The organism is Virgibacillus senegalensis, assembly GCF_000821245.2.
Taxonomy (GTDB): domain Bacteria; phylum Bacillota; class Bacilli; order Bacillales; family Amphibacillaceae; genus Sediminibacillus; species Sediminibacillus senegalensis.
In genome coordinates this window covers 1,567,234-1,588,455 of the sequence record NZ_LN611425.1, presented here as the reverse complement: position 1 = coordinate 1,588,455, position 21,222 = coordinate 1,567,234, and the positions used below count along the sequence as shown (strand labels likewise).

Below are 21,222 nucleotides of genomic sequence, written 5' to 3'. Positions count from 1 at the left end.
TCTGTATGGAATTTGGTTTCCATACAGACCGCTTTTTATCTAATTTCAATGATCTGTGCCCTCTATTCCTTCATGGATTCATCGATAGAATAAATCATTTTACGGACGTTCTTGGAACGGCTACGCAATACTTCTTGACGGGATGTTTGATTGTATCGAGCCTTGGTGTGTGTCGCATCAAGGATGAGAGACTTCGATTGAATCATGCCTTTCTCAAGAGCGACCTCTACGGTTTTTCCAATCAGGAGATCTAAAAGGTTTTTGTCCTTCAGACGTTTACGACGGAAGTGAGCTAATAAGCTGGGGTCAATGACGTCATTTTCTGGAGCCATTGCAAGGAAATACTAGAAGGACATGTCGACCTGAGCTCGTTCCACGAGATCCCCATCAGACAATGTATAGATGGTTTTCAGTGTACAAGAAAAGAGTGGCTTTCTTTTAGAAATCAAAGAAAATCACTTCTTTTTCGTTTACCCTCTGTTGATTCCACGATGAGCGTTCGGTGGTGACGCCTGCGGGAACAGCACGAGCCGAAGATCCACTTGGTTAAGTGATCTTCTTGACCAAGTTAGCTGAGGCCTTGCTCGCGGCAAGCATCCACCGATAAGCGATTCGTGAGAATCAACAACAAACTTTAAAATCTCTTCTGAATTAGAAAGGACTTTTTCAGTGGCCTCTGCCAAGGGTGTGCGGTTTTTTCATATGTTTCTCTCCACCTGCCCTGTCCCCTTTTACCCCTTCTGGATAAAAGACTGTTTTCTTAAAGATTGTGTCATTCGTGAAAGATACAAATAGCAATGAAAATACTATCCTTCTGTTTGGAATAAAGGGCAATACGACAGCCGGGTTTAGAAATATAGGCACATCCCCAGCACACTGTCATATAATGTGAGGAATAGTTATGAAGAAGGGGAGGAATCCGTTTTAATGAGTGGTAAGAAAAATAATGCCCGAGAACCGATGCTTTATATTACACAGCCCAAAATGGAAAAGCCAGCCGCCTCCATGCAAACAAACTACCGAACGCCGAGAAGAAAGAAACGGAAGCCGGATCGCGGAAGTACTGCAAAGGAAAAGGAACTTATAAAGCAAAGCGATGAACAAAAAGCAGAAGAAAAAGACAAACAAGCTAGTAAGCATTCCGTCGAAGGGACAGAGGTAGAAGCAGAAAAAACGGAAGATCAGGTAAAGCCGGTGACAGCGTCTGGAAAAGAAACCGAAGAAAAGGAAACGAGCGTCAGTCCGAGAACAAGCCGAAAACGGTTTAGGGACATGACCAATAAAGAAAAAGTCCTATACTTTGTCGGATTGCCGAGGACCGTTCCACGAATGAAATGCGAAGTTGTCACGGAAACAGAAACACACCGTGGAGTTATTTATGATTATCAGGAAGGCACCGTCTTCATGAAGACGATGAAACGCCCTTTCAAAGCCCAATTCGACCTGGAAACCATCCAGAATATTAAATTGCTTGGATTTTAGAAAAAATAATCCGGCCGCTGAACGGCCGGATTTCTTTCAAAATTTGAAATGCTGTGAAATTACAAAGCGCTGATGGCAGGTAGACAAGTAACGTGACAGAAGCACTTCAAGTCAACTGTAATGCAAATGCCGGTTACTTCTAAATCGCTGGTATCCTGGTCAACTGGAGACTTTGGATCATCGTCATTATCGTGTGGGTCACGCAACAATTCCAAAACAGCACAGCAGTCTTTATCCACATTTTTCACTCGGAAATAGAAGCTTGCTGTTGCATCTCCCAAGTCATCTGCTGGAACACCAAATCCTTTAAATGGCTTACAGTTTCCCTTACAGTATAGAATTACCGGTACTGTGTCCAAACCGTTATTGCTAGGATCGTTACCGCCTAACAGATCGCTGATGGATTGCTCGCAGCTGGTGGTACAATCAGAAAGGACATCGGACTGTGCATCAGCTATCTCCTTCAGGATGTCGCATACACAGCTGCCAGTATGAAAATCACTTCCACAACTCATTCTATCTAACCCCTTTCCCATGATAATTGACTTTTGTCCCTAATAGAATATGTTTGAAAGGCATTCGTGTGTGGGCAAATACCATGCTAATTATTGAGCCTTCCTGAAAAACTTTTTTCTTTCCGTCTTTGGGAACAGGGCGGATGTCTATACCCAAAAATAGACATTCACATAGGATAATAGCGATCAATACTTTACTAATAAGGGCGCTCATTTGAGAACACCAAGCTTCATCTCCTACACCTGTCGGACCGAAAGACAGTGCGGGGACCCGGGCAGAGTGAAGTTAGGTTGCGAAAGTGGGGCTGTTATCAGCCTTTACGTTTCCGGAGTGAGCAGCAAGAATAAGGGAGTGAAAGAGGAAATGTCAGAGAAGAAAAAAGTCATTTATGTTAAGGATTTGGTGATCAAAGCAGATAATGTCACATTCGAGCCGCCGCGTCAGCAACGCCGACAAGTCGATCCATTTTTTGGTCCGAGAAGGATGGAAGAAGAAGTGGAAGAAAAAGAACATGTAGGAGCAGATGAAGAAGAGCACGAAAAACATCATGAAGAGGATGAAAGAAGAGGTTTTTCCTGGATCTAGAATCAGGGGGACAGCTCGATTGCTGTCTCTTTTTTTGTACTATAAAAGGATAGTCGTTAGGATAAACTGCTCTTTCTTTCCCCTCGAAGGATCGCTTCTTATGCTTCGATTCCGAGGTGTATTTCCTTGGGAAAGGAGGTGGTTATCGCATGACAGACGATCCAAATGCCTTTCCGATGAAAAAGATTTTACAAGTATTCGACAAACATTTGTACAAAAACGAAAAGTGGCTGCGTGTTCCGGAAAAGCACATAGCCAAATTGGAAAGCGAAGCAACCGTCTGGAATAAGCAATTCTTAAAAGAAATGAATCAGCTGGAAGCCGTCATGCAGGAATTGGAAAGTTTTATAGATAAGGAATAAGACCTAGAATAATGAAGAAGAAAAGCGGGTATAGATGTATAATCAAATGAGCAAAAGGGGGAGTAATGATGGGATATATGCTTCCTGTCCCGCTTTATCAGTACCAGGACTATCAGGAACGGGTTACAAGAAGTGCGCAAAGCCCGTTTTATATCGAAGGCGTTTATAAAGCCGATTTAAACACCAGGCATAAACAAATTGAGAAGGAAGAAAGCAGGAATTTACAAGTGGAGGATAAGGTTCAGGAATCAAAAAAAATGCTGTATGCCCCACAGACAGTCCACAAATCATATTTGTCCGAAAAAATTTATGCCGATGTAACAGGAAAAGGGCGTCATTTTAGCGAAACCATATAATCAAAGCAGGGCCCGCTATGAAGGCAGGTAAACACATCTGTTGAATAGGCGGGCTGTTTATTTTGAAAAAAGGGAGCAGGTTATATGGAGTTTCAAACAATTAAGGAAGGTAGAATTTTTTATTTTCACGGTCCTGTTAATATTGGCTATCTTCGTAATCATAATGAAGGAATGTTAATCGATGCAGGCATTGATTCCTCAACGATGAAAAAAGTACTGAAGCGGCTAAGGGAGGAAGAACTACCAATCACTCATCTGTTTATTACCCATGCCCATTCCGATCATTACGGGGGAGCTGCATTTTTACAGTCCAAAAAAGATGTACAAACCGTAGCACCTGTGTTGGAATCGGCAATTTTACAGTATCCCGTCATAGAACCACTCTATCTTTTCGGAGGAAATGATCCTCTTCCCGAGCTTCGAAACAAGTTTCTGGAAGGTACTCCGGTTCGAATCGATCAAGAGCTTGAGGATGGTTCCTGGCAAATAGGCAATTTTGCTATCGAAACAATCCTTTTACCTGGTCATAGTTATCACCAGCTTGGTCTTCTTTACGACGGGATCTTGTTTGCAGGTGACAGCTATTTCGGGAAAGAACAATTGGACAAACACGGGATACCTTATCTTACCGATACACAGCTGGCCATGGAAAGTTTACATAAGCTAAAGGGAATTACATGCGAAGGAGCCGTACCAGGACACGGAGTTTTTGAACAGGAATTCAGGCATACCGTTCAAGCTAATCTAGATTATCATGATGGGTTGCTTGATTGGGTAGAAGAAGAACTTCAAAAAAAACCAAACGGTACTACTCATGAGGAAATCACCGCCCTCATGTGTGCGCATTACCAAGTGCGGGCTGACCAATTATCCCAATGGCTGTTGTTTCGTACGGCGGTCACTGCCTATTTGACCGCTCTGCTCAAACAAAATAGGATTACGACAGAAATAAAGGATTATCGGTGGGTTTTCAAGCCTTTAAAAGGTGTGTGACTTTAATAAGACCTTAAGTCAGCAGAAGATGTCTGACTTAAGTTATTTTGATGTACTAAGCTCGTTCCCATGCCGCCATCAATCCTGTTGGGCAGTGGTTATAAACTACTATCTTCTGATGCAAGAAATAGTACAAGCTTCGCAATATCACAGGTTTTCCCGTAACGGCCCAACGGGATCTTTACCGTATTAGCGTCATTTGGATTAGCACAGGCTTCTAAGGAACGCATCATTCGGGTACCTACTGAATGGTTTATTAGTTAGTATGGTTGGATATGCAAGGGATGGTTTTCCTTCCATTCTGCGAAAAACACATCTTTCGGCGAGTGGACCTCTTGTTTGGCAAGCTCTGTATATAACCATTTTTCATTCAGTCCGGCCTCGTCGAGATTGTCATATAATATTTCTCCATCTGAAATAAGGGTGAACGCCAGTAAGGGTTCTTCTGGCTGCAGATTCATATCCTGCCGGGTTGGGGTCTGATCCAGAGACTTTTTCATTACGGAAATTGAGCCATCTGTTTCCAGGATAGCGTAAGCGACTTCGTTCACCGAGAAAGCTCCTTTTGAACGCAGGAGATGTTGCAGTTGATTAATGTCCAGCTTGCTTTTTTTCATTTGTTCTTTTTGCAGCTGTCCTTTATTGATAATTATGGCTGGCATCCCTTCCAACAATCTGCGGGACTTTTTGTATTTTTGCGTAACGATTTCGGTCACATAAAGCAAAACTCCCCAAAGTATTACCGCGTAACCAATTTCAAACAGCCCCGCTTGATCATCAAATAAGGCATTCCCGACCAGCTCACCGAGAATGAGTGCAGAGATAAAGTCAAAAGCTGTCAGTTGGGTGATCTGGGTTTTTCCTAAGAATTTCGTGATTAAAAATAGCGCCAAGAATCCAAAAATAGTCTCTATGAATATAGAACCGGCATTATCCATTTGACACACCCCCATTATTCTTCTTTATCGTTGCCCATTCTCGATTTCGCTATACAAACATTATCCAACGATTCAAAACTTAAAGAATGGAAGACGAACAGACAGACTATGTCAAAATAAAAAACCTTGTCAATAGACAAGGTTTCGTGCATTATTATAATTCTTTTACCATTGTTACATGAGGGATGCCAGCATCCATAAATTCACCGGATACGGTCTGATAGCCGAGTGACTTGTAAAAATCCTCTGCATGCGTCTGGGCATTCAATTTGGATTTTTGAAAACCGTGCTTACGAATTGCCGTCTCCATTTCTTTGATAATCTGAGAACCGAAAGAGCGGCCGCGGTATTCTTTTAGAACACAAATCCGTTCCAGTTTTCCATACGGATCGACGAATCGCAGCCGGCTGGCCGCAACGGGTTTATCGTCTTCATAGCCGACGAAATGGACGGCTTCCTTCTCAAGGTCATCAATTTCTAATTCCGGGGGAACATTTTGTTCTTCCACAAAGACCGTATTTCTTACCCCATATGCTTCTTTTATTTCTGTTTCTGTTTCTACTTGTTTAACTTGCATGTTTTAGTTCTTCTCCTCGCCGAATGTGAAGGTTTCATAAACAGTCCATGCACCATTTTCCAACTGGTACATCAGCTGGAAACGATCGACTGTCTGTTCCAGGTTGAAGCTTTGCATTTTCAAGCTGCCGAACACGTCTGAGTATTCATCGTGGGAAAGCTTCTGGGCAATTGTTATGTGTGGAACGAAAGAATACGTTTTTTCTTGTGGTAATTCACCAGTATGCAATCTTTCATTCAATTTAAGCAATTCATCGACAGGTTCGACTTTTAAGTATATCGTATTGGTAACTGGAGAAAAGGAGCTGACTTTGTGAATCTGCAACGGAAAAGGGGTTGTTTCAGCTGCAACTTTTCGAAGTTCTCTAACGATCGGTTTTAAATCGTCTTCGTTTGCCTCGAACGGCTCTTTTAACGTAATGTGCGGCGGAATCAGCGCATAATGCGGGTCATACCGCTTCCTGTATGAATTAGCCGTATCTTGGATTTTCTTTTCCGGAAAAATAGCAATACCATATCTCATGAATATTCCTCCTGTATGATTGGTTTACGTTAGGCAATATTGAATAGCTTGGTATTTAGGTTATTCATATAGCTAATTCGAGTTCGGTTACCAATCATTATATCAAAATTGGCAAAACGAGCGTGGCCTAAATTAATGAAAAACGCACAAATTTTAAAAAATTCGAGTGGAGAATCAGGCATCCGGAGCGGTTGGGCAGCAGCATGACATCCTTTTGAAATGGATTAAGCTGGGAACATTGTCACAAGTGCCCGTTTCAAATCCTTCTGCCAATATTTCCAAGTATGGTTCCCGTCTAGTTCATGGTAAACGTACTGGATATCCTGCTGCTCGAGCAGCTTGTGCAGCTTTCTATTCGGTCCGAGAAAATCTTTTCGATCTCCTGCTGTTGTCGGGACATCCGTTTCTTCGTTTCCGATTGTATGATAGATGTCGAGTGTGTCTATCGATTGGGCAGATTGAATGACATTCAGTACTTTGTCGTCTACGTACGGTGACTGCATAATTACTTTCCCAAAAGTATTCGGATATTTGGCAGCTGTCATCAATGCCAATGTTCCTGCCAGTGAGTCACCAATCAATGCACGGCTTCCTCCCATATGATATGTAGGAAGTTCTTTGTCCAAGAGCGGGACCACTTCATGCAAAAGAAATTGCATGTATGCAGCCTGTTTACTGCCGTTCGGGTGATATTTTTCCTGACGGTCGTATTTATCGTTATAGTGAATCCCCACAAAAACAGTATTTTCAATCTCCCCGTCACTATGCAGACGATCACTCAAAGTAGCAATCCGCCCTAACTGAAAGTAATCATCACCATCCTGCATAATACAGACATGATACTTATACAAAGGAGAAAAAGATTCCGGCAAATACCATTTAACAGTAATCGTTTCATTCAAAAACTTGCTATCTACCTGCCGATCAAGCATCTTCCCTTTTCGTCCCATCCAACTCACTCCTTCACAAACAAGCAGCCAAAGAAGTATCCTTTATAATTCCCTTTGCCGCCCACAACTAAACTAATTCTAAGCCCAGTTTAACATAAAACACCCAAAAAAGAACATTGCCCGGACGATGGAAGAGCACCGAGGAGCATCGGGGACAGGATCGGGGACAGTCCCTCCGTGAATAGATTCACAATCAATTAGCCGGTTTGGGGTCTTTTTTGGGGACAGACTCCCGACTGAGAAATAAGTCTTTATACCCTCTTGGGGTCAGTCCCTAATTTTTTGGACGATTTATGCCTGATAGTGCCGGGTATAGGTTTATAAAACCTTTAAAGGAGGCTGATTTCATGGAAAGCAAAGTAATTGGCGGTGTTTTTACAAACCAGGATGATGCAATAAAAGCGATTAAAGAATTGCAGGAAAAAGGCTACAAAAAAGATGATATATCTGTATTCGCAAAGGATAGTGACGATGCCGAAGCAATTGGGGATGAAACAAACACACCTATTAGCAAAGACAAGAGCGGGCGAGGAAAAAATGCAGGAAAAGGACTTGGTATCGGAGTAGGAACGGGCGGCGTACTCGGAGGCATCACCGGTTTGATTGCAGAAATCGGGTTACTGGCAATTCCCGGTGTAGGAGCAATTGCAGCTGCTGGCCCGATAGCGGCAGCTTTAACGGGTGCAGGTATCGGAGCCGGCGGTGGAGGCATTGTCGGTGCGCTGGTTGGTGCAGGGATTCCAGAAGAACATGCAAAGGAATATGAGCGCCATCTGAAAAACGGAAATATCGTTGTTTTGGTCGAGACAGGGGAGAATGACCGAGAAGTATATCGCACCTGCCTTGCTAATAAAACGGAAAATCATACCATTTATCCAGACGAAGTGGTTGTAAGAGAACCTAGAAGTCATCAGTAATGAAAAAAATGTGGGGACAGTCCCTCTGTGAATTGATTCACAGAGGGACTGTCCCCATTTTTAATGTTCCATTTTAACGATTGGTTTTACAGTGGTACCTTGTTTTGAATCATCGAACGCTTGGTTGATGTCTTTCAGTTCATAGAAATTGATCAATTTATCAAACGGAAACTGACCTTTTTTGTAGTACTCAATCAATTTTGGAATGAACAGTTGGGGAATGGCATTTCCTTCAATGGCTCCGACAAGCCCTTTGCCCAATGCCATGATGTCTTCAAAAATATTCAACTCTGTTTCTTGGGTAACTCCTACCACAGCTGAAATTCCCAGCGGTTTTAAAGCTTGCAGCGACTGGCGGGCCAAAGCAGGTACACTTGTTGTTTCAACGGCATAGTTCGTACCGCCTCCTGTCAGTTTGCGGATTTCTTCTACTGTGTCCACTTTTTTGCCATGAAGCACATGGGTTGCCCCTAACTCTTTTGCCAATTCGAGACGGCTTTCATGAACATCAATAGCAATAATCTTGGAACAGCCGACAATTTTAGCTGCCATTACGGCACTGAGCCCAACAGCTCCACAACCAAATATGGCAATGGTCTCTCCAAAGTTAGGTTGTAACTTGTTCAATACAGTGCCGCTCCCGGTCTGAATGCCACAGCCTAGCGGTCCGAGTAATGCTAGGTCTACATCTTTATCTACTTTGACTACATTGCGTTCGTTAGCAATTGCAAACGTTCCGAAAGAGGACTGTCCGAAGAAACTGGAAACGGATTTGCCGTCTTGTTTGATCCGATTGGTGTTGTCATTCATCTTTCCACCGAAATTCAACTCATTAAAGTACAGACAATAAGCCGGGTGTCCCGACAAGCAGTTCTCACAATGACCACAGGATGAAAAAGACAGTACTACATGATCGCCTTTTTCGACAGTATGGACATTGGAGCCAACTTTCTCCACAATGCCGGAGCCTTCGTGACCAAGAACTGCAGGAAGCGGGACAGGAACTTCCTGATCCCTGGCTACAGCATCCGTATGACACACACCAGTAGCAACTACTTTTACCAGGACTTCATTATCGGTTGGTTCGGCCAGTTCTACTTCTTCTATTTTAAAACTTTCTGCCTTATCATGAATGACAGCAGCTTTCACTTTCATTTCCATTCTCCTTTATACTGTCTTTTCTTGTAGCTTTCCCAGAAACAAGAAGATAACACGTATGTCGGGGACAGTCCCTCTGTGAATTATTCACAGAGGGACTGTCCCCCCTTATCCTCCGTACTTACATTTTAATCTTTTTACATGATGTTAACGGTTTTCATCCATACTAAATAGCGGAGGTATGCATCTATGAAAACGTTACTGATTACATTTTTATTAGCGTCGACTATTCCTGCACAACAGCATCCCCCAGAGCCGCCGCCCATGCATCCCATAAAATCGGAACAGTCTCCAGTAAAGACTTTTACGGTTACCCATGAAGGAAAAACCATTCATCAAATTACCGCTGATGATGTAGCACTTCCTTATTTAGACGGAATGTGGCTGGAGATGGACAAGTACAACAAGTTTCAGGAAGAAGTCGCTTCGCAGGTATTCCGTAAACCGGTCGATGCAAAAATTGGAACTGGTGGTCGGATTGAGCCGGCAAAACCTGGCCGTGAGCTTGACAGGGAGCAGTTTAATCACCAATTTGCCAGTTACTTTTATGCTGGGGAGATTTCCAAAGCGGAGACACCGTTGCGCGTTGTTCACCCCCGTGTGGATGAAGAGTTACTTGCTTCCATCCGAGAGCGTAAAATTGGCCAATACGTTACCTATTATAATCAAAGCAATAAAGAACGATCGAAAAACATCGCCCTGGCGGCAGAGGCAATCGACAACCATGTCGTGTTTCCGAGTGAGACGTTTTCCTTTAACGGGGTAGTCGGAAAACGAACAAAGGAAAAAGGCTACCTGCCAGCACCTGTTATTGTAAAAGGGGAATTGGCGGAGGACATAGGAGGGGGAATCTGCCAAATCTCCTCCACGCTTTATAATGCCGCCGACCAAGCTGGTGTGAAGATAATTGAAAGGTATTCCCATAGCCGACGTGTCCCTTATGTACCGCCAGGCAGAGATGCCACTGTAAGCTGGTATGGCCCGGATTTCTCTTTTGAAAATGATTATAATCAGCCTATCCTTATCCGAGCCAGAGCAGTGAATGGCAGGGTATTGATCAACATTTTTTCATCTGAAACAATCGAAAACCAGGAGCGGAAAGTGCCAGAAGCGGATACTGAACCGCCAAAGGAGGTTCCGGCCGAGTGAAAATCGATCAGTCGATTTGTTGTACGCCAAGATCATCAAGCAAAATCTTTAACTCTTCAGCCGCACGGTCTGTACCTTTGTAATATTCCTCCATACTACAGTTTTGTAGATAACGGTAACGGTCGATCATATCATCGAGCGTTACCCGTTCTTCATCGGTAGCATGTAAATAATAGGGGGCAAGGGCTGAGCAAAGCACTGTGAATGCACCCTGGTCATTTTCTATATAATCAACGGTAATAATCCCTGCCATCGAGTTCTTCTTTTTGATATTCAACGCACGTTTTGCAGCAATTTCCAATTTGATCGCAATTTGTTGACTGAACACATGAAACAATCCCTTCTCCGGATTCATTTCCATCATCTTACCAGAAAAGAAAACGCTTTAAAAAGATGCTGTTTGTTCTAACAAAAGCAACGTGATTCCCTGTGTTATAATAAGTGCAAAAACGTCATCGGGGGAAATGGAATTGAACTTTGTTTTTGACTTAGACGGAACAATTTGTTTCAAAGGAAAACCCGTATCGGAAAATATCCTGCAAGCATTGGAAAAAGTGCAGGAATACGGCCATCGGATTATCTTTGCTTCTGCACGTCCGATTCGAGATATGTTGCCTGTGCTTCCTACGCGATTCCATTCTTATACCATGATAGGAGGGAATGGATCCTTAATTGCTGAACAGGGGAAGCTTACCCACAAAACAGCGTTTTCGGAACATCACCGAAACGTGATCAAACAATTAATCGGAATTCAAAACGCTTCCTATCTAATCGATGGACAGTGGGACTATTCCTATACAGGACCAGTCGACCATCCGATACTAAATAAGGTGGATCCAGGTAAATTGGCAAAAAATATACCGGTTGAACTGCATCCAGCTGTAGTAAAAGCACTTATTTTATCTGCTGATGATATGACTATGTTTGCTCAAGAGTTGGAAAAGCTGGATGTTGTCATCCATCGCCATGCAAAAGAAAATGTATTGGATATTAGCCCGAAGAGTATAAATAAACATACTGCATTAAGGACGCTAGAGATTGAAGAATACATAGCTTTCGGAAACGATGCGAATGATATACAGCTGTTCGAGAATGCCATGCACAGTGTGATGATCGGTCATCATACAGAATTAGCTGCTTACGCAAAAGAAGAAATTCCTTTAACAGGCGACTATGAAATGATTATTGCTGAACGTATTGTTGAACTGGGAAGAGAGCACGAACAAGGTGTGAAACCACCAGCAATATTAGAACGTACATTAAAATAGGGAATACAGGGAGGGATACGATGGTCGAAAAAAAGTCAAAGGCCGATATCGGCCTTAAGGTAGGGATCCTTATTATTTTTAGTGTCGTTTTCGGTATGTTGTTTAATGACATAGGGGTTGGCATAGCACTGGGCGTAGTTTTTAGTATATTCTTTGGCAACAATCATAAGAGAGAGGAATAAATGGGAAAAGAGTCTCGTTCACCGTTCCACTAGAAAAATTTGAATAGATATTGACAAACGAGAGAGACCCTATTATAGTAATAGTTGTCGATAAAATATTATATTGTGATTCCGTAGCTCAGCTGGGAGAGCGCCACCTTGACAGGGTGGAGGTCGTTGGTTCGAGCCCAATCGGAATCATACCTTAAGAACCCTTGGTGTACAAGGGTTCTTTTTTTGTTCTTATATCTAAAGAACACCCTTAAACCATGAATGGGACGAATTGGGGACAGAATACGGAAACTTGCTACAAATAGTAACAAATACATGGTAGGTTTTTTTATACCTTCCTTTTTCCAAAATATACTATTTTGAAGGGGGATATCCTGTGTTATCGGATAGTAGAAAAAAGGAGGGCTTAAATGAAGATTGCAGTTAGGTTTTCCAATGGTGAAAGGATTGAAGTGATAGAATCTCGAGTTAGAAAAGATTTTATTAAACTTATTGAGCGGAGCAAGAATAACGGTAAAACCATTTCTTTTGAGAATCCTACTGATGGATCAAGTATACAAAGGGATGCGAAAGATATTGTTATGCTTGAAGTAATTTTCGATTAATAGGGGGAGTTCTTTAGCGCTCCTGGCCACCCAGGGTCTAAGGGTGGCTTTTAGTAATTATAAGAGAATGGGGCGTGCTTGTTCAGTATGCCTACCCAACTCCTTACTGTTCAAAACTTGAATGAATAGAGTTAATCCTTCAGATTCAGGGATTGACCTTTCGAACTCTTGACATTCCTTATAGTCAATTCATCTTGAAAAGGTGGAGGTCGCTGGTTCGAGCCTAATCGGCACTATATCAAATTGCAAGGCTAAAACCTCTAATAAATAGGGGATTTAGCCTTTTTTATTTTGCTATCCGCTTGCATAAAAATGAGACGCAAAAATTAAAGAACTTTGATTTTCCTACTATTTACATTTAATTTATGTTACAATTGTAAAGTATTTGTAATAAAACTAAATGCAATGAGGGTGAGGATATATAAACGGCATATATTCATTAAGTTAGCATAATAAGTAAACAGAACTATTTCCCGGAAGATATGCTCTGCTTGAAAAGATGATTGAGAGAGTTTTGTAGAATGAGATGTTCTTTACTAGGAAAGAAGATACAAGACGTAATCAAAAACTAATATATTATTGCAGACGGTAAAACTAAGCATCAATTTACAAAATTAAGGAGTTTTCGAATTGAAAAAAGTTATTATCATGATGTTTTTTGCACTAATTCTGCTTGCTGCTTGTTCCTCAGAGGGTGAAAGTGAGGAAAAAAGTGAGAAAACATCAGCTACTATAGAAGAAACGGAAGAAGAAAATAGTGAAGGCGTTAATGTGGATAAAGGATTGCTGAACGTGGAAATCACCTTACCTGCGTCAATGGTAGAAGGGGAAAGCATCGAGGATTTAAAAATAGAAGCGGAAGAAGATGGGATTAAAGAAGTAACAAAAAATGACGATGGGTCACTTACCTATAAGATGTCTAAATCTACACACAAAGATATGATGAACGAAATGGAAGAGAGCATGAAGGAAAGTATCGAAGAAACAAAAAACAGCGAAGATTTTGTTTCCATTAAAAATATTACGCATAATAATGATTTTACTTCGTTCACTATGATCGTTAACAGATCTGATTATGAAAACAGCATGGATGGATTTGCAACGATGTCCCTTGGAATGGCAGGGATGATGTATCAGTTGTTTGATGGAGCTGATCCAGACGAATATTCCGTTACCATTGCCGTAGAAGATGAGGAAACCGGAGAGAAATTTGACGAAGTGGTTTATCCTGATGCCATAGAAGATATGGAGACGGAGTAACAAACAACATTCAATAAATGTACTTCCTTCTTATAATCTAGTAGATTGTCTAAATTATAGGAGGATATTAAAAAGGATGGACTCCTAAAAGATTGAGTTCATCTTTTTCTTTTTCCAGCCTGTTATGCAGAAATGTTAATGTGTTAACAATTGGTATCATAAATATGGCTCTTCAATATGTTGGGGTTAGAAGAAATCACCTTATAAAGTACCTATCCTTTCAATCAACATCTTTGGTTGTTTCTATTCTCTGCTTTTTTAAAAAGAGCTATAGGTTCCTAAAATATGACTGGAAAATAAAATAAATATTCATGTAAAGGCTTACAAAAAGTTATTGCCATTCTAGTCAGGCTGTTGTATGATGGATAATAATCAGAAAATTAAATACACGAGACTCATTATTGTCTTGGGGTAGAGAAGAGGAGAACCCTGTGATCAATAAAATGTATTACAGCTATTTTGTAGTGCGTTTTATTGTTCATGGGGTTATTTTTATATATCAATCTATTTAAAAGGGAGGAATAAGAATGAAGGGGAAGTTTTTAGCATTAATTAGTGTCTTACTTATGATTCTTTCGGCCTGTAGCAGCAGTGGAGGAGCGAAGGAGGAAACAACAGAGATTGATTTTTATTTCCCTGTTGCGGTTGGTGGAGATGTAGCGAACATGGTGGATGATCTAGTTGCTGATTTTGAAGAGGAGAACCCGGATATCAAGGTTAATGCCATGTATGGTGGTAGTTATGCAGAAACAATGACACAGGTCATGGCAGCAGTTCAAGGAGGAAACCCTCCAGAGCTAGCGGTGTTGTTTTCAATCGATTTGTTTGCCTTATTAGAAAATGATGTTATCGAAGAAATGACACCTTTATTTGATGAAGCGTATCTCAATGATTTTTATGATGCGTTTATGGCTAACTCACAGATTGGGGACAAGGTTTGGAGCATTCCTTTCCAAAGAAGTACGATCGTTCTTTATTATAATAAAGATGCTTTTGCTGAGGTCGGACTTGACCCGGATGCACCGCCTGAAACATGGGAAGAGCTAGTGGATTATGGTAAAAAGCTGACTGTCGATGATGGCCAGGACCAATGGGGATTAGAGATTCCGAGCACTGGATATCAATATTGGATGTTCCAAGCCCTGGCACTGCAAACAGAAGACAATATCATGTCAGAAGATGGCAAGGAAACTTATTTTGATGCTCCATATGCTAAAAAATCCATGGAGTATTGGCTTGATTTAAGTCGAAAGCATAATATCATGCCAGAGGGCACAATTGAATGGGCAACCGTTCCATCAGACTTTCTAAGCGAGAGGACAGCTATGATGTTTCATACGACTGGCAACTTAACAAACGTTAAAGACAATGCCGACTTTGATTTCGGGGTGTCTTTCCTTCCTGCAAATAACCAGTACGGATCACCGACTGGTGGGGGAAATATCTACTTGTTTAAAGGTGTTCCAGAGGAAAATAAGGAAGCTGCTATAAAGTTTATGGAATTTTTGACGGAGCCTGAACGGGTTGCACAATGGTCTATCGACACAGGGTATGTTGCTACAAGGGAATCTGCCTATGAAACGGAAAAACTGAAGAAATATGTAGAAGAGTTTCCGGAGGCGCTTGTAGCACGTGAGCAGCTTGAATATGCACATAGTGAATTAGCTACTTATCAAAATGGAGAAGTACAAAAAATCTTTAATGATGCAATTCAGTCCATTTTAACTGGAAAAGCTACGGTTGATGAAGGACTGGAAAAAGCGCAGAAAGAAGCGGAAGAAGTCCTCGAGCCTTTTCAAGATTAATTCGAACTGATAAAAAGAGATGCTCATGAGATACTTTCATTTGAGCATCTCCTTTCATCCGATATAGGTGGATTGGAGGTTTTAATGAACTAATGGATAAATTAAAGAGTAAGTCAAAATACAAATTTAGTACTAGTTTTAAGCAGAATATGTTTGCCTATGCACTTTTACTGCCATCGTTTATATTTCTGGCATTGTTTACTTTTTATCCAACGCTAAAATCGATTCATTTAAGTTTTTACAGTGGCCCTATGACCAGGCTTGAATTTTCGGGCTTTGCCCAATATAAAGAGGTTTTTACGGATGAAGTGTTTAAACAGGTCATAATAAATAACTTGATATTTGTTATAGGTACAGTTCCTACGAGTCTATTTTTAGCTATGTATTTAGCTATTTGGCTCAATAAAAAAATGAAGGGCAGTGCATTGCTCAGGACTTCATTCTTTTATCCAACGGTTATTCCGTTGATAGCAGTAGCCAACATCTGGTTGTTTGTTTATACACCTAAATACGGTTTGTTGGAAAAGTTCTTGAACATGGTTGGTCTTAATGGTCCCAATTGGCTAGGTAATCCACAAACAGTCATGATTGCGCTCATTATCATGATTATATGGAAAGATGCAGGTTTTTTTATGATATTTTACCTGGCTGGTCTGCAGAACTTGCCGAAGGACGTTTATGAGGCAGCAATGATTGAAGGGGCTAAGCCGTTTCATATGTTTCGGCATATCACCTTTCCGCTACTTATGCCCACAACCTTATTTGTCATGATCGTTGCAATAACAAATGCTTTTAAGAATGTTGATCATTTGTACATCATGACAAAAGGCGGTCCGGATAATGCCAGCAATTTACTGCTCTATTATATTTATGAAGTTGCATTTACAAATTGGGACCTGGGAAAAGCAGCAGTTTTAACTGTTATCCTGATAACGGTATTATTGGCAATTACAGCATTTAATTATTTGTACTTGGATAAGAAAATTCATTACTAGGAGAGGGGGAGTTCTATGAAAATAGTGAATTATACAATTATCATCATTCTGGGAGCCATATTTATCATTCCGTTAGTTTGGGTAATCATTACATCCTTCTCACAAGGGAGTGAAGTAATTGATGGTTCTTTTCCACTATGGATCTCGAATCCAACATTTCAAAATTACATAGATGCATGGAACACGGCTCCATTTCTCTCGTATTATTGGAACACATTTATTATTGTATTTGGTGTTCTAATTGTCCAGTTATTTACAATTACCCTTGGGGCTTATGCATTTGCTAGATTAGATTTCAAAGGAAAAAACGTACTTTTTATCTTATTTTTGCTACAGTTAATGATCCAGCCGGAAATCTTATTATTCCCTAACTATCAGATTATGGGTCAGCTTGGATTGGTGGACACAAAGCTTGCAGTAATGCTCCCCTACTGGGCTTCTGCTTTTGGGGTGTTTTTGTTAAGACAGACATTTAAACAAGTTCCCTATGACTTGGATGAAGCCTCTAAAATGGATGGTAGTAAGTGGTGGCAGACGCTTTGGCATGTCTATATCCCTGCAGCCAAGCCGACGTACATTGCGTTTGCTTTGGTTTCCATCAGCCACCATTGGAGCAATTTCATGTGGCCGTTGATCATTACGAATTCAGAGGCTAATCGACCATTAACAGTGGGATTGGCAATGTTTGCACAGTCTTACGAAACAGGTGCACAATGGGGAATGGTTACAGCTGGTACGGTGATGGTGATATTTCCGTTACTTATTGCTTTTTTCATCTTTCAAAAACAATTTGTTTCAAGTTTTATGCATTCTGGAATTAAATAGGCGGTGATAAAGTGGAGATTCATTTTCTCGGAACCGGAAGTGCCTATCCTGGTGCTAAACGGGATAACACTTCCTTATGTTTAACTGGAGTCAGTTCTCAAATTTTAATTGATGTGAGTGGGAATCCATGTTTGAAACTTAAACAAATCAACATTGATTTAGGGAATCTGGATGCAGTCATTCTTACGCACTTTCATATTGATCATATCTATGGCTTACCTTCGTTACTATGGGGAATGTGGCTAGAGAATAGAAAAAAGCCTTTAACCATCTATTGTGATTACCGTAATGAAACAAAGCTGAACCACTGGCTTGATACAATGGAAGCAGATCAGTGGGCTATAAAGTTCCCTATTATAATCAAGACATTCAATGGGAACATCAAAGAAAATCTGTTTACTAAGGGCGATTTCAAAATTTCTTGTTTTCCAGCGCTTCATTCCGTGCCGACTATCGGGCTGGAATTCATGTATCACAACAAACGAATAATTTACTCTGGCGACAGCGAAATCAACTCACATATCCAAGCGTATAGTCATATAGATATTTTAATTCATGAAGCAACGTTTGCTAGGAAGAATGTACCAAATCATGCAAGCTTAAGGCAAATAACGGATTTTTACGATCTTGATACAATAAAGAATGTATACCTTGTTCATTTGAGTGACAATGAACCATATGAAGAAGAGTTAAATCGCTTAGGAATGCGACACAAAATTAAAATTGCAGAAGATATGGAGCATATTTCCGTTAAAAATAATATTTTACAAGGATAGAGACGAAGAGATATCCCTTGGGCAGTACCATCCAGTTCTATTTGTAGTGGATGAAATATGCCCAGGGGATTCTTTTTTCTCATCCATTGGAGGAGAAAATGAAGGGAATAAAAGGGTTTATATTTGACTTGGATGGAACCATTTATCTTGGAAATCAGTTAATAAAAGATGCTGATATTGTGATTGATCGTCTCAAAAAAGAAGGAAAGCAAATTTTATTTCTAACGAATAAAACGATTGAGTCCCGACGAAAATATGTTGAAAAATTAAAGGGCTTCAATATTGATGTGACAATTAATCATATTCTAAATCCCACAGTAACATTATTAAAATACTTGAGGTCGCATCATTCTGGTGCAACACTATACGTGATCGGCGAGCAGATTATAAAAGAGGAAATCCTTTATGCTGGTTTTAAAATAGCGGATTGTCCGGAAGAGACGGATATCGTTATCTTATCGTGGGATCGAAACTTTCATTATGATCATTTAAACTTTGCCTACCAAGCTGTAAAAAGGGGAGCGAAAACGATAGCAACCAATCCTGATAAGACTTGTCCAGTCGAAATAGGAGATGTGCCGGACTGTGCTGGAATGATTGGTGCATTAGAGGCAGTGACCGGTAAAAAAATAGACGTGCAAATCGGTAAACCCTCTGTACTAACGATAGAAGCGGCTATCAATATATTAAATCTTCTCCCTGAGGAATGCGTAATGATTGGGGATAGGCTGGAAACAGATATTCGTATGGGGTTAGAAGCTGGTATGAAAACAGCCCTCGTTCTGACAGGCATAACTTCGCTGGATGATCTAAACAAAACGTCATGGCAGCCTGATTACGTGCTCTCATCTGTAAAAGGAATTTTAACAGAGAAGGTGACTTAAAAAAAGGGGATCGATGCTTATGCATCGATCCCCTTTTTTAAAAATTTAATAGTTCGTTTTATCCTCTTTCATCAATGTCCTGAAGTCTATCTTTAGCATACGGTCCATTGGGTAAGTAGTGGTATAACGATATTTATTCGCTCCTGATTCAAACAGAACATATAAGTCATTTTTTACTTCCACTATTCCCTCAGGCATTGGAATGGCTTCAATACTTTGCCTCGGTTTTGCCGTTTTCCCATCAAGGAACCATAGGGGCACTTCTTTTTCTCCAATGGTTACATAATCGTGAGGGTCCTCTTTTAGTGGGTTTTCATATCTGTAAAGCAGGCTGTCATTTCCTCGACCGTATGAAGTGCTTAGCGTAATGCCGGTAATGTTCTTGTGTTGCACAATCGCTCCTTGCACCTTTCCAGTAGTCGATAAAATATAGTCAGGAGTGGCAGGTTGCTCTAAATCTCCATCCCAATGATCGCGAGATAGCATATCATGATTTCGTTCAAGATCATAGCCGATCATCCAGGCATACTGCATTTCTCCTAACCGGTTCTTTTTATGGTGGGATGGGTCTGTAGGATAGCTATTAGGTTCATAAAACTCACCAACCCACAGGATTCCATCATCATAAACATTATACGCCGCTTCTACTGGTACAGGGATTTGATTGATGAATCGTATTTCCTCATTATTTTCAGCAGTAACTAAATCACTAATTTTTAACGGATAGAGGTATTGTTCTGAGGCAATCCAGACATGTTTCTTGCTGATGGTAATTCCTCCGGCGTGTCCTGTATAAGGGGTGCCGTCCTGATTATATAGTAATACTGACTTGACTAAATTGCCGCTACTTGCTTCTGTAACTGTCAATGTTCCTGGGCGCCCATCATCCAAATAGTTTACGGCAAGCAGCCAATCTTTTTTTATATAATATGTTAATCCCTGAGGTACAATGTCTTGAACCAAACCAGGTATCACCGGACCATCTTCACTAATATCCCACAGCCCTTGGTAGTTAGGATCTCTCGGGTTTTCCGTTCTTTCTTCTTGGGTGATTATTTGATGGGTTGGTGTCGCAACAACGGCGTTAGAAACAGCCGATACGTTTCCGGAAGTATCTTCCGCAGTCAATTCTAATCGGTAATCTTTGTTACCCATCAGTAATGATAGGGTGAACGAATTTTGCGTGGAAGGAACAGAGAATTCAAGCGAACCATTCTTGTAGATATGGTAACGATAGATGTCCTTTTCTGGATTTGGATCCCATGTTAATGACACCTTTCCATTTCCTGCATTTGCCTGTAAATTGGCAGGAGGCTGTGGAGCTTCCTCATCCTGGACAGTTTTTGGTGGAACCTGATCGTCTGTTACCCAGCCTGGCGTCGTTGGTTGGTGTCCGACCAATTTTTCCATTGCTAAACCACCATCCTCTGGATACGAAAATGTAATCGATTTTTCGACAGAAACATCATCACCACTATAGTTTGCGGAAACAACCTCTATTCCCTGAGAATCAATAACAGTAACCGTTTGACCTCCATTGACTAATCCGCCGATTCCTTCTATGATTTTCAGGTGTTTTTCATCAAGATATTTGCTTTCATAGGAGGAAAAATAATTATGGTTGAATGCTTCTCTCGTTATTGGGCTAATTTCATCTACTCGCGTCCAAAACAACTGAGTATCCCAAGGATCAATCGTCAATGACTCGGTTATTTCTACATTCCAATTTCCGGAACTAATCCGGTAGTTTTTTATATCGATTGGTTCAGCACTGTTGTTATAGATTTCCAGGTACTCAAATGCATCATAGCCGGCAAAATTATCACTGTTTGGCACCAACTCGGTTATCAGTAAGTTGGGGATTGGATTATTTCCCCTTGGACCGGAAACTAATTCTGTTTTAGTAGATTCATTCCCAGCGTTGTCAAAAGTTGTTACTTCAAAGGTATAATCTCTTCCCAATTCTAAAGGATACACACGAATGCTTTCAGTTGTGGTTGTCGAATAAAGAGTACCATTGATATAAACTCGATAACCAATGAAATCTGAAGCAGCACTTTTATCCCATTTAAGTATCACATGATCGGTACCAGGACTTGATTGTAAACCGGTTGGAGCGGCGGGGG

Annotated in this window: 24 protein-coding genes, 1 tRNA gene and 1 pseudogene; 17 read left to right on the top strand and 9 right to left on the bottom strand. The window is 40.8% G+C overall.

Annotated features, from left to right (window positions below):
• Nucleotides 1-65: 65 nt before the first annotated feature.
• Nucleotides 66-413, bottom strand: a pseudogene (locus BN1067_RS18855) (transposase); the annotation flags it as partial.
• A gap of 514 nt (nt 414-927) precedes the next feature.
• Here BN1067_RS18855 and BN1067_RS18850 point away from each other — a divergent pair.
• On the top strand, nt 928-1,482 hold the full coding sequence (locus BN1067_RS18850) for a CotO family spore coat protein (RefSeq protein WP_053220340.1): 555 nt from the start codon (nt 928-930) through the stop codon (nt 1,480-1,482).
• A gap of 59 nt (nt 1,483-1,541) precedes the next feature.
• On the opposite strand, the gene BN1067_RS18845 is transcribed toward BN1067_RS18850, so the two are convergent.
• A complete protein-coding gene (locus tag BN1067_RS18845) occupies nt 1,542-1,997 on the bottom strand; it encodes a CotY/CotZ family spore coat protein (protein ID WP_053220339.1) in 456 nt (151 codons plus the stop codon).
• Between the two features lie 364 nt (nt 1,998-2,361).
• Between BN1067_RS18845 and BN1067_RS18835 the strand changes: the two genes are divergently transcribed.
• From BN1067_RS18835 to BN1067_RS18820, 4 genes are all read left to right on the top strand, one after another.
• Nucleotides 2,362-2,583, top strand: coding sequence for a hypothetical protein (locus BN1067_RS18835; RefSeq protein ID WP_053220472.1), 222 nt, complete (start codon nt 2,362-2,364; stop codon nt 2,581-2,583).
• A gap of 149 nt (nt 2,584-2,732) precedes the next feature.
• Nucleotides 2,733-2,945, top strand: coding sequence for a hypothetical protein (locus tag BN1067_RS18830; protein WP_053220337.1), 213 nt, complete (start codon nt 2,733-2,735; stop codon nt 2,943-2,945).
• A 68-nt stretch (nt 2,946-3,013) separates the two neighbouring features.
• On the top strand, nt 3,014-3,301 hold the full coding sequence (locus BN1067_RS18825) for a hypothetical protein (RefSeq protein WP_053220336.1): 288 nt from the start codon (nt 3,014-3,016) through the stop codon (nt 3,299-3,301).
• Between the two features lie 84 nt (nt 3,302-3,385).
• Entirely contained in the window at nt 3,386-4,294 is a 909-nt protein-coding gene (locus tag BN1067_RS18820; protein WP_053220335.1) for an MBL fold metallo-hydrolase, read from the top strand.
• A gap of 260 nt (nt 4,295-4,554) precedes the next feature.
• Here the strand turns inward: BN1067_RS18820 and BN1067_RS18815 are convergent, their stop codons facing one another.
• The 4 genes from BN1067_RS18815 to BN1067_RS18800 form a co-directional block, all read right to left on the bottom strand.
• Nucleotides 4,555-5,232, bottom strand: a complete 678-nt coding sequence (locus BN1067_RS18815; RefSeq protein WP_053220334.1) for a DUF421 domain-containing protein — start codon at nt 5,230-5,232, stop codon at nt 4,555-4,557.
• 154 nt (nt 5,233-5,386) lie between these two features.
• Entirely contained in the window at nt 5,387-5,809 is a 423-nt protein-coding gene (locus tag BN1067_RS18810) for a GNAT family N-acetyltransferase (RefSeq protein WP_053220333.1), read from the bottom strand.
• A gap of 3 nt (nt 5,810-5,812) precedes the next feature.
• A complete protein-coding gene (locus BN1067_RS18805) occupies nt 5,813-6,331 on the bottom strand; it encodes a YjcG family protein (RefSeq protein ID WP_053220332.1) in 519 nt (172 codons plus the stop codon).
• A gap of 224 nt (nt 6,332-6,555) precedes the next feature.
• Entirely contained in the window at nt 6,556-7,281 is a 726-nt protein-coding gene (locus BN1067_RS18800; RefSeq protein WP_053220331.1) for an alpha/beta hydrolase, read from the bottom strand.
• A 347-nt stretch (nt 7,282-7,628) separates the two neighbouring features.
• On the opposite strand from BN1067_RS18800, the gene BN1067_RS18795 reads away from it, so the two are divergent.
• Nucleotides 7,629-8,198: a general stress protein gene (locus BN1067_RS18795; RefSeq protein WP_053220330.1), complete on the top strand. Its 570-nt coding sequence runs from the start codon at nt 7,629-7,631 to the stop codon at nt 8,196-8,198.
• A gap of 60 nt (nt 8,199-8,258) precedes the next feature.
• Here BN1067_RS18795 and BN1067_RS18790 read toward each other — a convergent pair whose 3' ends face one another.
• A complete protein-coding gene (locus tag BN1067_RS18790) occupies nt 8,259-9,353 on the bottom strand; it encodes an NAD(P)-dependent alcohol dehydrogenase (RefSeq protein ID WP_053220329.1) in 1,095 nt (364 codons plus the stop codon).
• 267 nt (nt 9,354-9,620) lie between these two features.
• Here BN1067_RS18790 and BN1067_RS18785 point away from each other — a divergent pair, with 267 nt between their 5' ends.
• Nucleotides 9,621-10,505 (top strand): VanW family protein, encoded by an 885-nt coding sequence (locus BN1067_RS18785; RefSeq protein WP_053220471.1) that lies wholly within the window; start codon nt 9,621-9,623, stop codon nt 10,503-10,505.
• A 7-nt stretch (nt 10,506-10,512) separates the two neighbouring features.
• On the opposite strand, the gene BN1067_RS18780 is transcribed toward BN1067_RS18785, so the two are convergent.
• Nucleotides 10,513-10,860, bottom strand: a complete 348-nt coding sequence (locus BN1067_RS18780) for a hypothetical protein (RefSeq protein WP_053220328.1) — start codon at nt 10,858-10,860, stop codon at nt 10,513-10,515.
• 115 nt (nt 10,861-10,975) lie between these two features.
• On the opposite strand from BN1067_RS18780, the gene BN1067_RS18775 reads away from it, so the two are divergent.
• The 10 genes from BN1067_RS18775 (at nt 10,976) to BN1067_RS18735 (ending at nt 19,096) form a co-directional block, all read left to right on the top strand.
• Entirely contained in the window at nt 10,976-11,773 is a 798-nt protein-coding gene (locus tag BN1067_RS18775) for an HAD-IIB family hydrolase (protein WP_053220327.1), read from the top strand.
• Between the two features lie 20 nt (nt 11,774-11,793).
• The gene (locus BN1067_RS20015; RefSeq protein WP_199868595.1) at nt 11,794-11,955 is read left to right on the top strand and encodes a hypothetical protein; all 162 of its coding nucleotides are present in this window, start codon (nt 11,794-11,796) and stop codon (nt 11,953-11,955) included.
• A 107-nt stretch (nt 11,956-12,062) separates the two neighbouring features.
• Nucleotides 12,063-12,135: transfer RNA gene (locus BN1067_RS18770), tRNA-Val, on the top strand.
• A 221-nt stretch (nt 12,136-12,356) separates the two neighbouring features.
• Complete coding sequence (locus tag BN1067_RS18765; protein WP_053220326.1) at nt 12,357-12,551, top strand: hypothetical protein; 195 nt, start codon at nt 12,357-12,359, stop codon at nt 12,549-12,551.
• Between the two features lie 630 nt (nt 12,552-13,181).
• A complete protein-coding gene (locus BN1067_RS18760) occupies nt 13,182-13,811 on the top strand; it encodes a hypothetical protein (RefSeq protein WP_234400733.1) in 630 nt (209 codons plus the stop codon).
• Between the two features lie 521 nt (nt 13,812-14,332).
• Nucleotides 14,333-15,616, top strand: coding sequence for an ABC transporter substrate-binding protein (locus BN1067_RS18755; protein ID WP_053220325.1), 1,284 nt, complete (start codon nt 14,333-14,335; stop codon nt 15,614-15,616).
• A 92-nt stretch (nt 15,617-15,708) separates the two neighbouring features.
• Complete coding sequence (locus tag BN1067_RS18750) at nt 15,709-16,611, top strand: carbohydrate ABC transporter permease (RefSeq protein WP_053220324.1); 903 nt, start codon at nt 15,709-15,711, stop codon at nt 16,609-16,611.
• A 15-nt stretch (nt 16,612-16,626) separates the two neighbouring features.
• Entirely contained in the window at nt 16,627-17,436 is an 810-nt protein-coding gene (locus BN1067_RS18745; RefSeq protein ID WP_053220323.1) for a carbohydrate ABC transporter permease, read from the top strand.
• An 11-nt stretch (nt 17,437-17,447) separates the two neighbouring features.
• Nucleotides 17,448-18,212: an MBL fold metallo-hydrolase gene (locus tag BN1067_RS18740; RefSeq protein WP_053220322.1), complete on the top strand. Its 765-nt coding sequence runs from the start codon at nt 17,448-17,450 to the stop codon at nt 18,210-18,212.
• Nucleotides 18,213-18,310: 98 nt separating this feature from the next.
• Entirely contained in the window at nt 18,311-19,096 is a 786-nt protein-coding gene (locus BN1067_RS18735) for an HAD-IIA family hydrolase (protein ID WP_053220321.1), read from the top strand.
• Between the two features lie 45 nt (nt 19,097-19,141).
• On the opposite strand, the gene BN1067_RS18730 is transcribed toward BN1067_RS18735, so the two are convergent.
• Nucleotides 19,142-21,222 (bottom strand): fibronectin type III domain-containing protein (locus tag BN1067_RS18730; protein ID WP_053220320.1); only part of this gene is annotated, 2,081 nt, incomplete at its 5' end.

Excerpts from the sequence above, each read along its gene's own strand:
- BN1067_RS18850 (WP_053220340.1), top strand. The coding sequence starts at position 928 with ATGAGTGGTAAGAAAAATAATGCCCGAGAACCGATGCTTTATATTACA.
- BN1067_RS18845 (WP_053220339.1), bottom strand. The coding sequence starts at position 1,997 with ATGAGTTGTGGAAGTGATTTTCATACTGGCAGCTGTGTATGCGACATC.
- BN1067_RS18835 (WP_053220472.1), top strand. The coding sequence starts at position 2,362 with ATGTCAGAGAAGAAAAAAGTCATTTATGTTAAGGATTTGGTGATCAAA.
- BN1067_RS18830 (WP_053220337.1), top strand. The coding sequence starts at position 2,733 with ATGACAGACGATCCAAATGCCTTTCCGATGAAAAAGATTTTACAAGTA.
- BN1067_RS18825 (WP_053220336.1), top strand. The coding sequence starts at position 3,014 with ATGGGATATATGCTTCCTGTCCCGCTTTATCAGTACCAGGACTATCAG.
- BN1067_RS18820 (WP_053220335.1), top strand. The coding sequence starts at position 3,386 with ATGGAGTTTCAAACAATTAAGGAAGGTAGAATTTTTTATTTTCACGGT.
- BN1067_RS18815 (WP_053220334.1), bottom strand. The coding sequence starts at position 5,232 with ATGGATAATGCCGGTTCTATATTCATAGAGACTATTTTTGGATTCTTG.
- BN1067_RS18810 (WP_053220333.1), bottom strand. The coding sequence starts at position 5,809 with ATGCAAGTTAAACAAGTAGAAACAGAAACAGAAATAAAAGAAGCATAT.
- BN1067_RS18805 (WP_053220332.1), bottom strand. The coding sequence starts at position 6,331 with ATGAGATATGGTATTGCTATTTTTCCGGAAAAGAAAATCCAAGATACG.
- BN1067_RS18800 (WP_053220331.1), bottom strand. The coding sequence starts at position 7,281 with ATGGGACGAAAAGGGAAGATGCTTGATCGGCAGGTAGATAGCAAGTTT.
- BN1067_RS18795 (WP_053220330.1), top strand. The coding sequence starts at position 7,629 with ATGGAAAGCAAAGTAATTGGCGGTGTTTTTACAAACCAGGATGATGCA.
- BN1067_RS18790 (WP_053220329.1), bottom strand. The coding sequence starts at position 9,353 with ATGAAAGTGAAAGCTGCTGTCATTCATGATAAGGCAGAAAGTTTTAAA.
- BN1067_RS18785 (WP_053220471.1), top strand. The coding sequence starts at position 9,621 with ATGCATCCCATAAAATCGGAACAGTCTCCAGTAAAGACTTTTACGGTT.
- BN1067_RS18780 (WP_053220328.1), bottom strand. The coding sequence starts at position 10,860 with ATGAATCCGGAGAAGGGATTGTTTCATGTGTTCAGTCAACAAATTGCG.
- BN1067_RS20015 (WP_199868595.1), top strand. The coding sequence starts at position 11,794 with ATGGTCGAAAAAAAGTCAAAGGCCGATATCGGCCTTAAGGTAGGGATC.
- BN1067_RS18765 (WP_053220326.1), top strand. The coding sequence starts at position 12,357 with ATGAAGATTGCAGTTAGGTTTTCCAATGGTGAAAGGATTGAAGTGATA.
- BN1067_RS18750 (WP_053220324.1), top strand. The coding sequence starts at position 15,709 with ATGGATAAATTAAAGAGTAAGTCAAAATACAAATTTAGTACTAGTTTT.
- BN1067_RS18745 (WP_053220323.1), top strand. The coding sequence starts at position 16,627 with ATGAAAATAGTGAATTATACAATTATCATCATTCTGGGAGCCATATTT.
- BN1067_RS18735 (WP_053220321.1), top strand. The coding sequence starts at position 18,311 with ATGAAGGGAATAAAAGGGTTTATATTTGACTTGGATGGAACCATTTAT.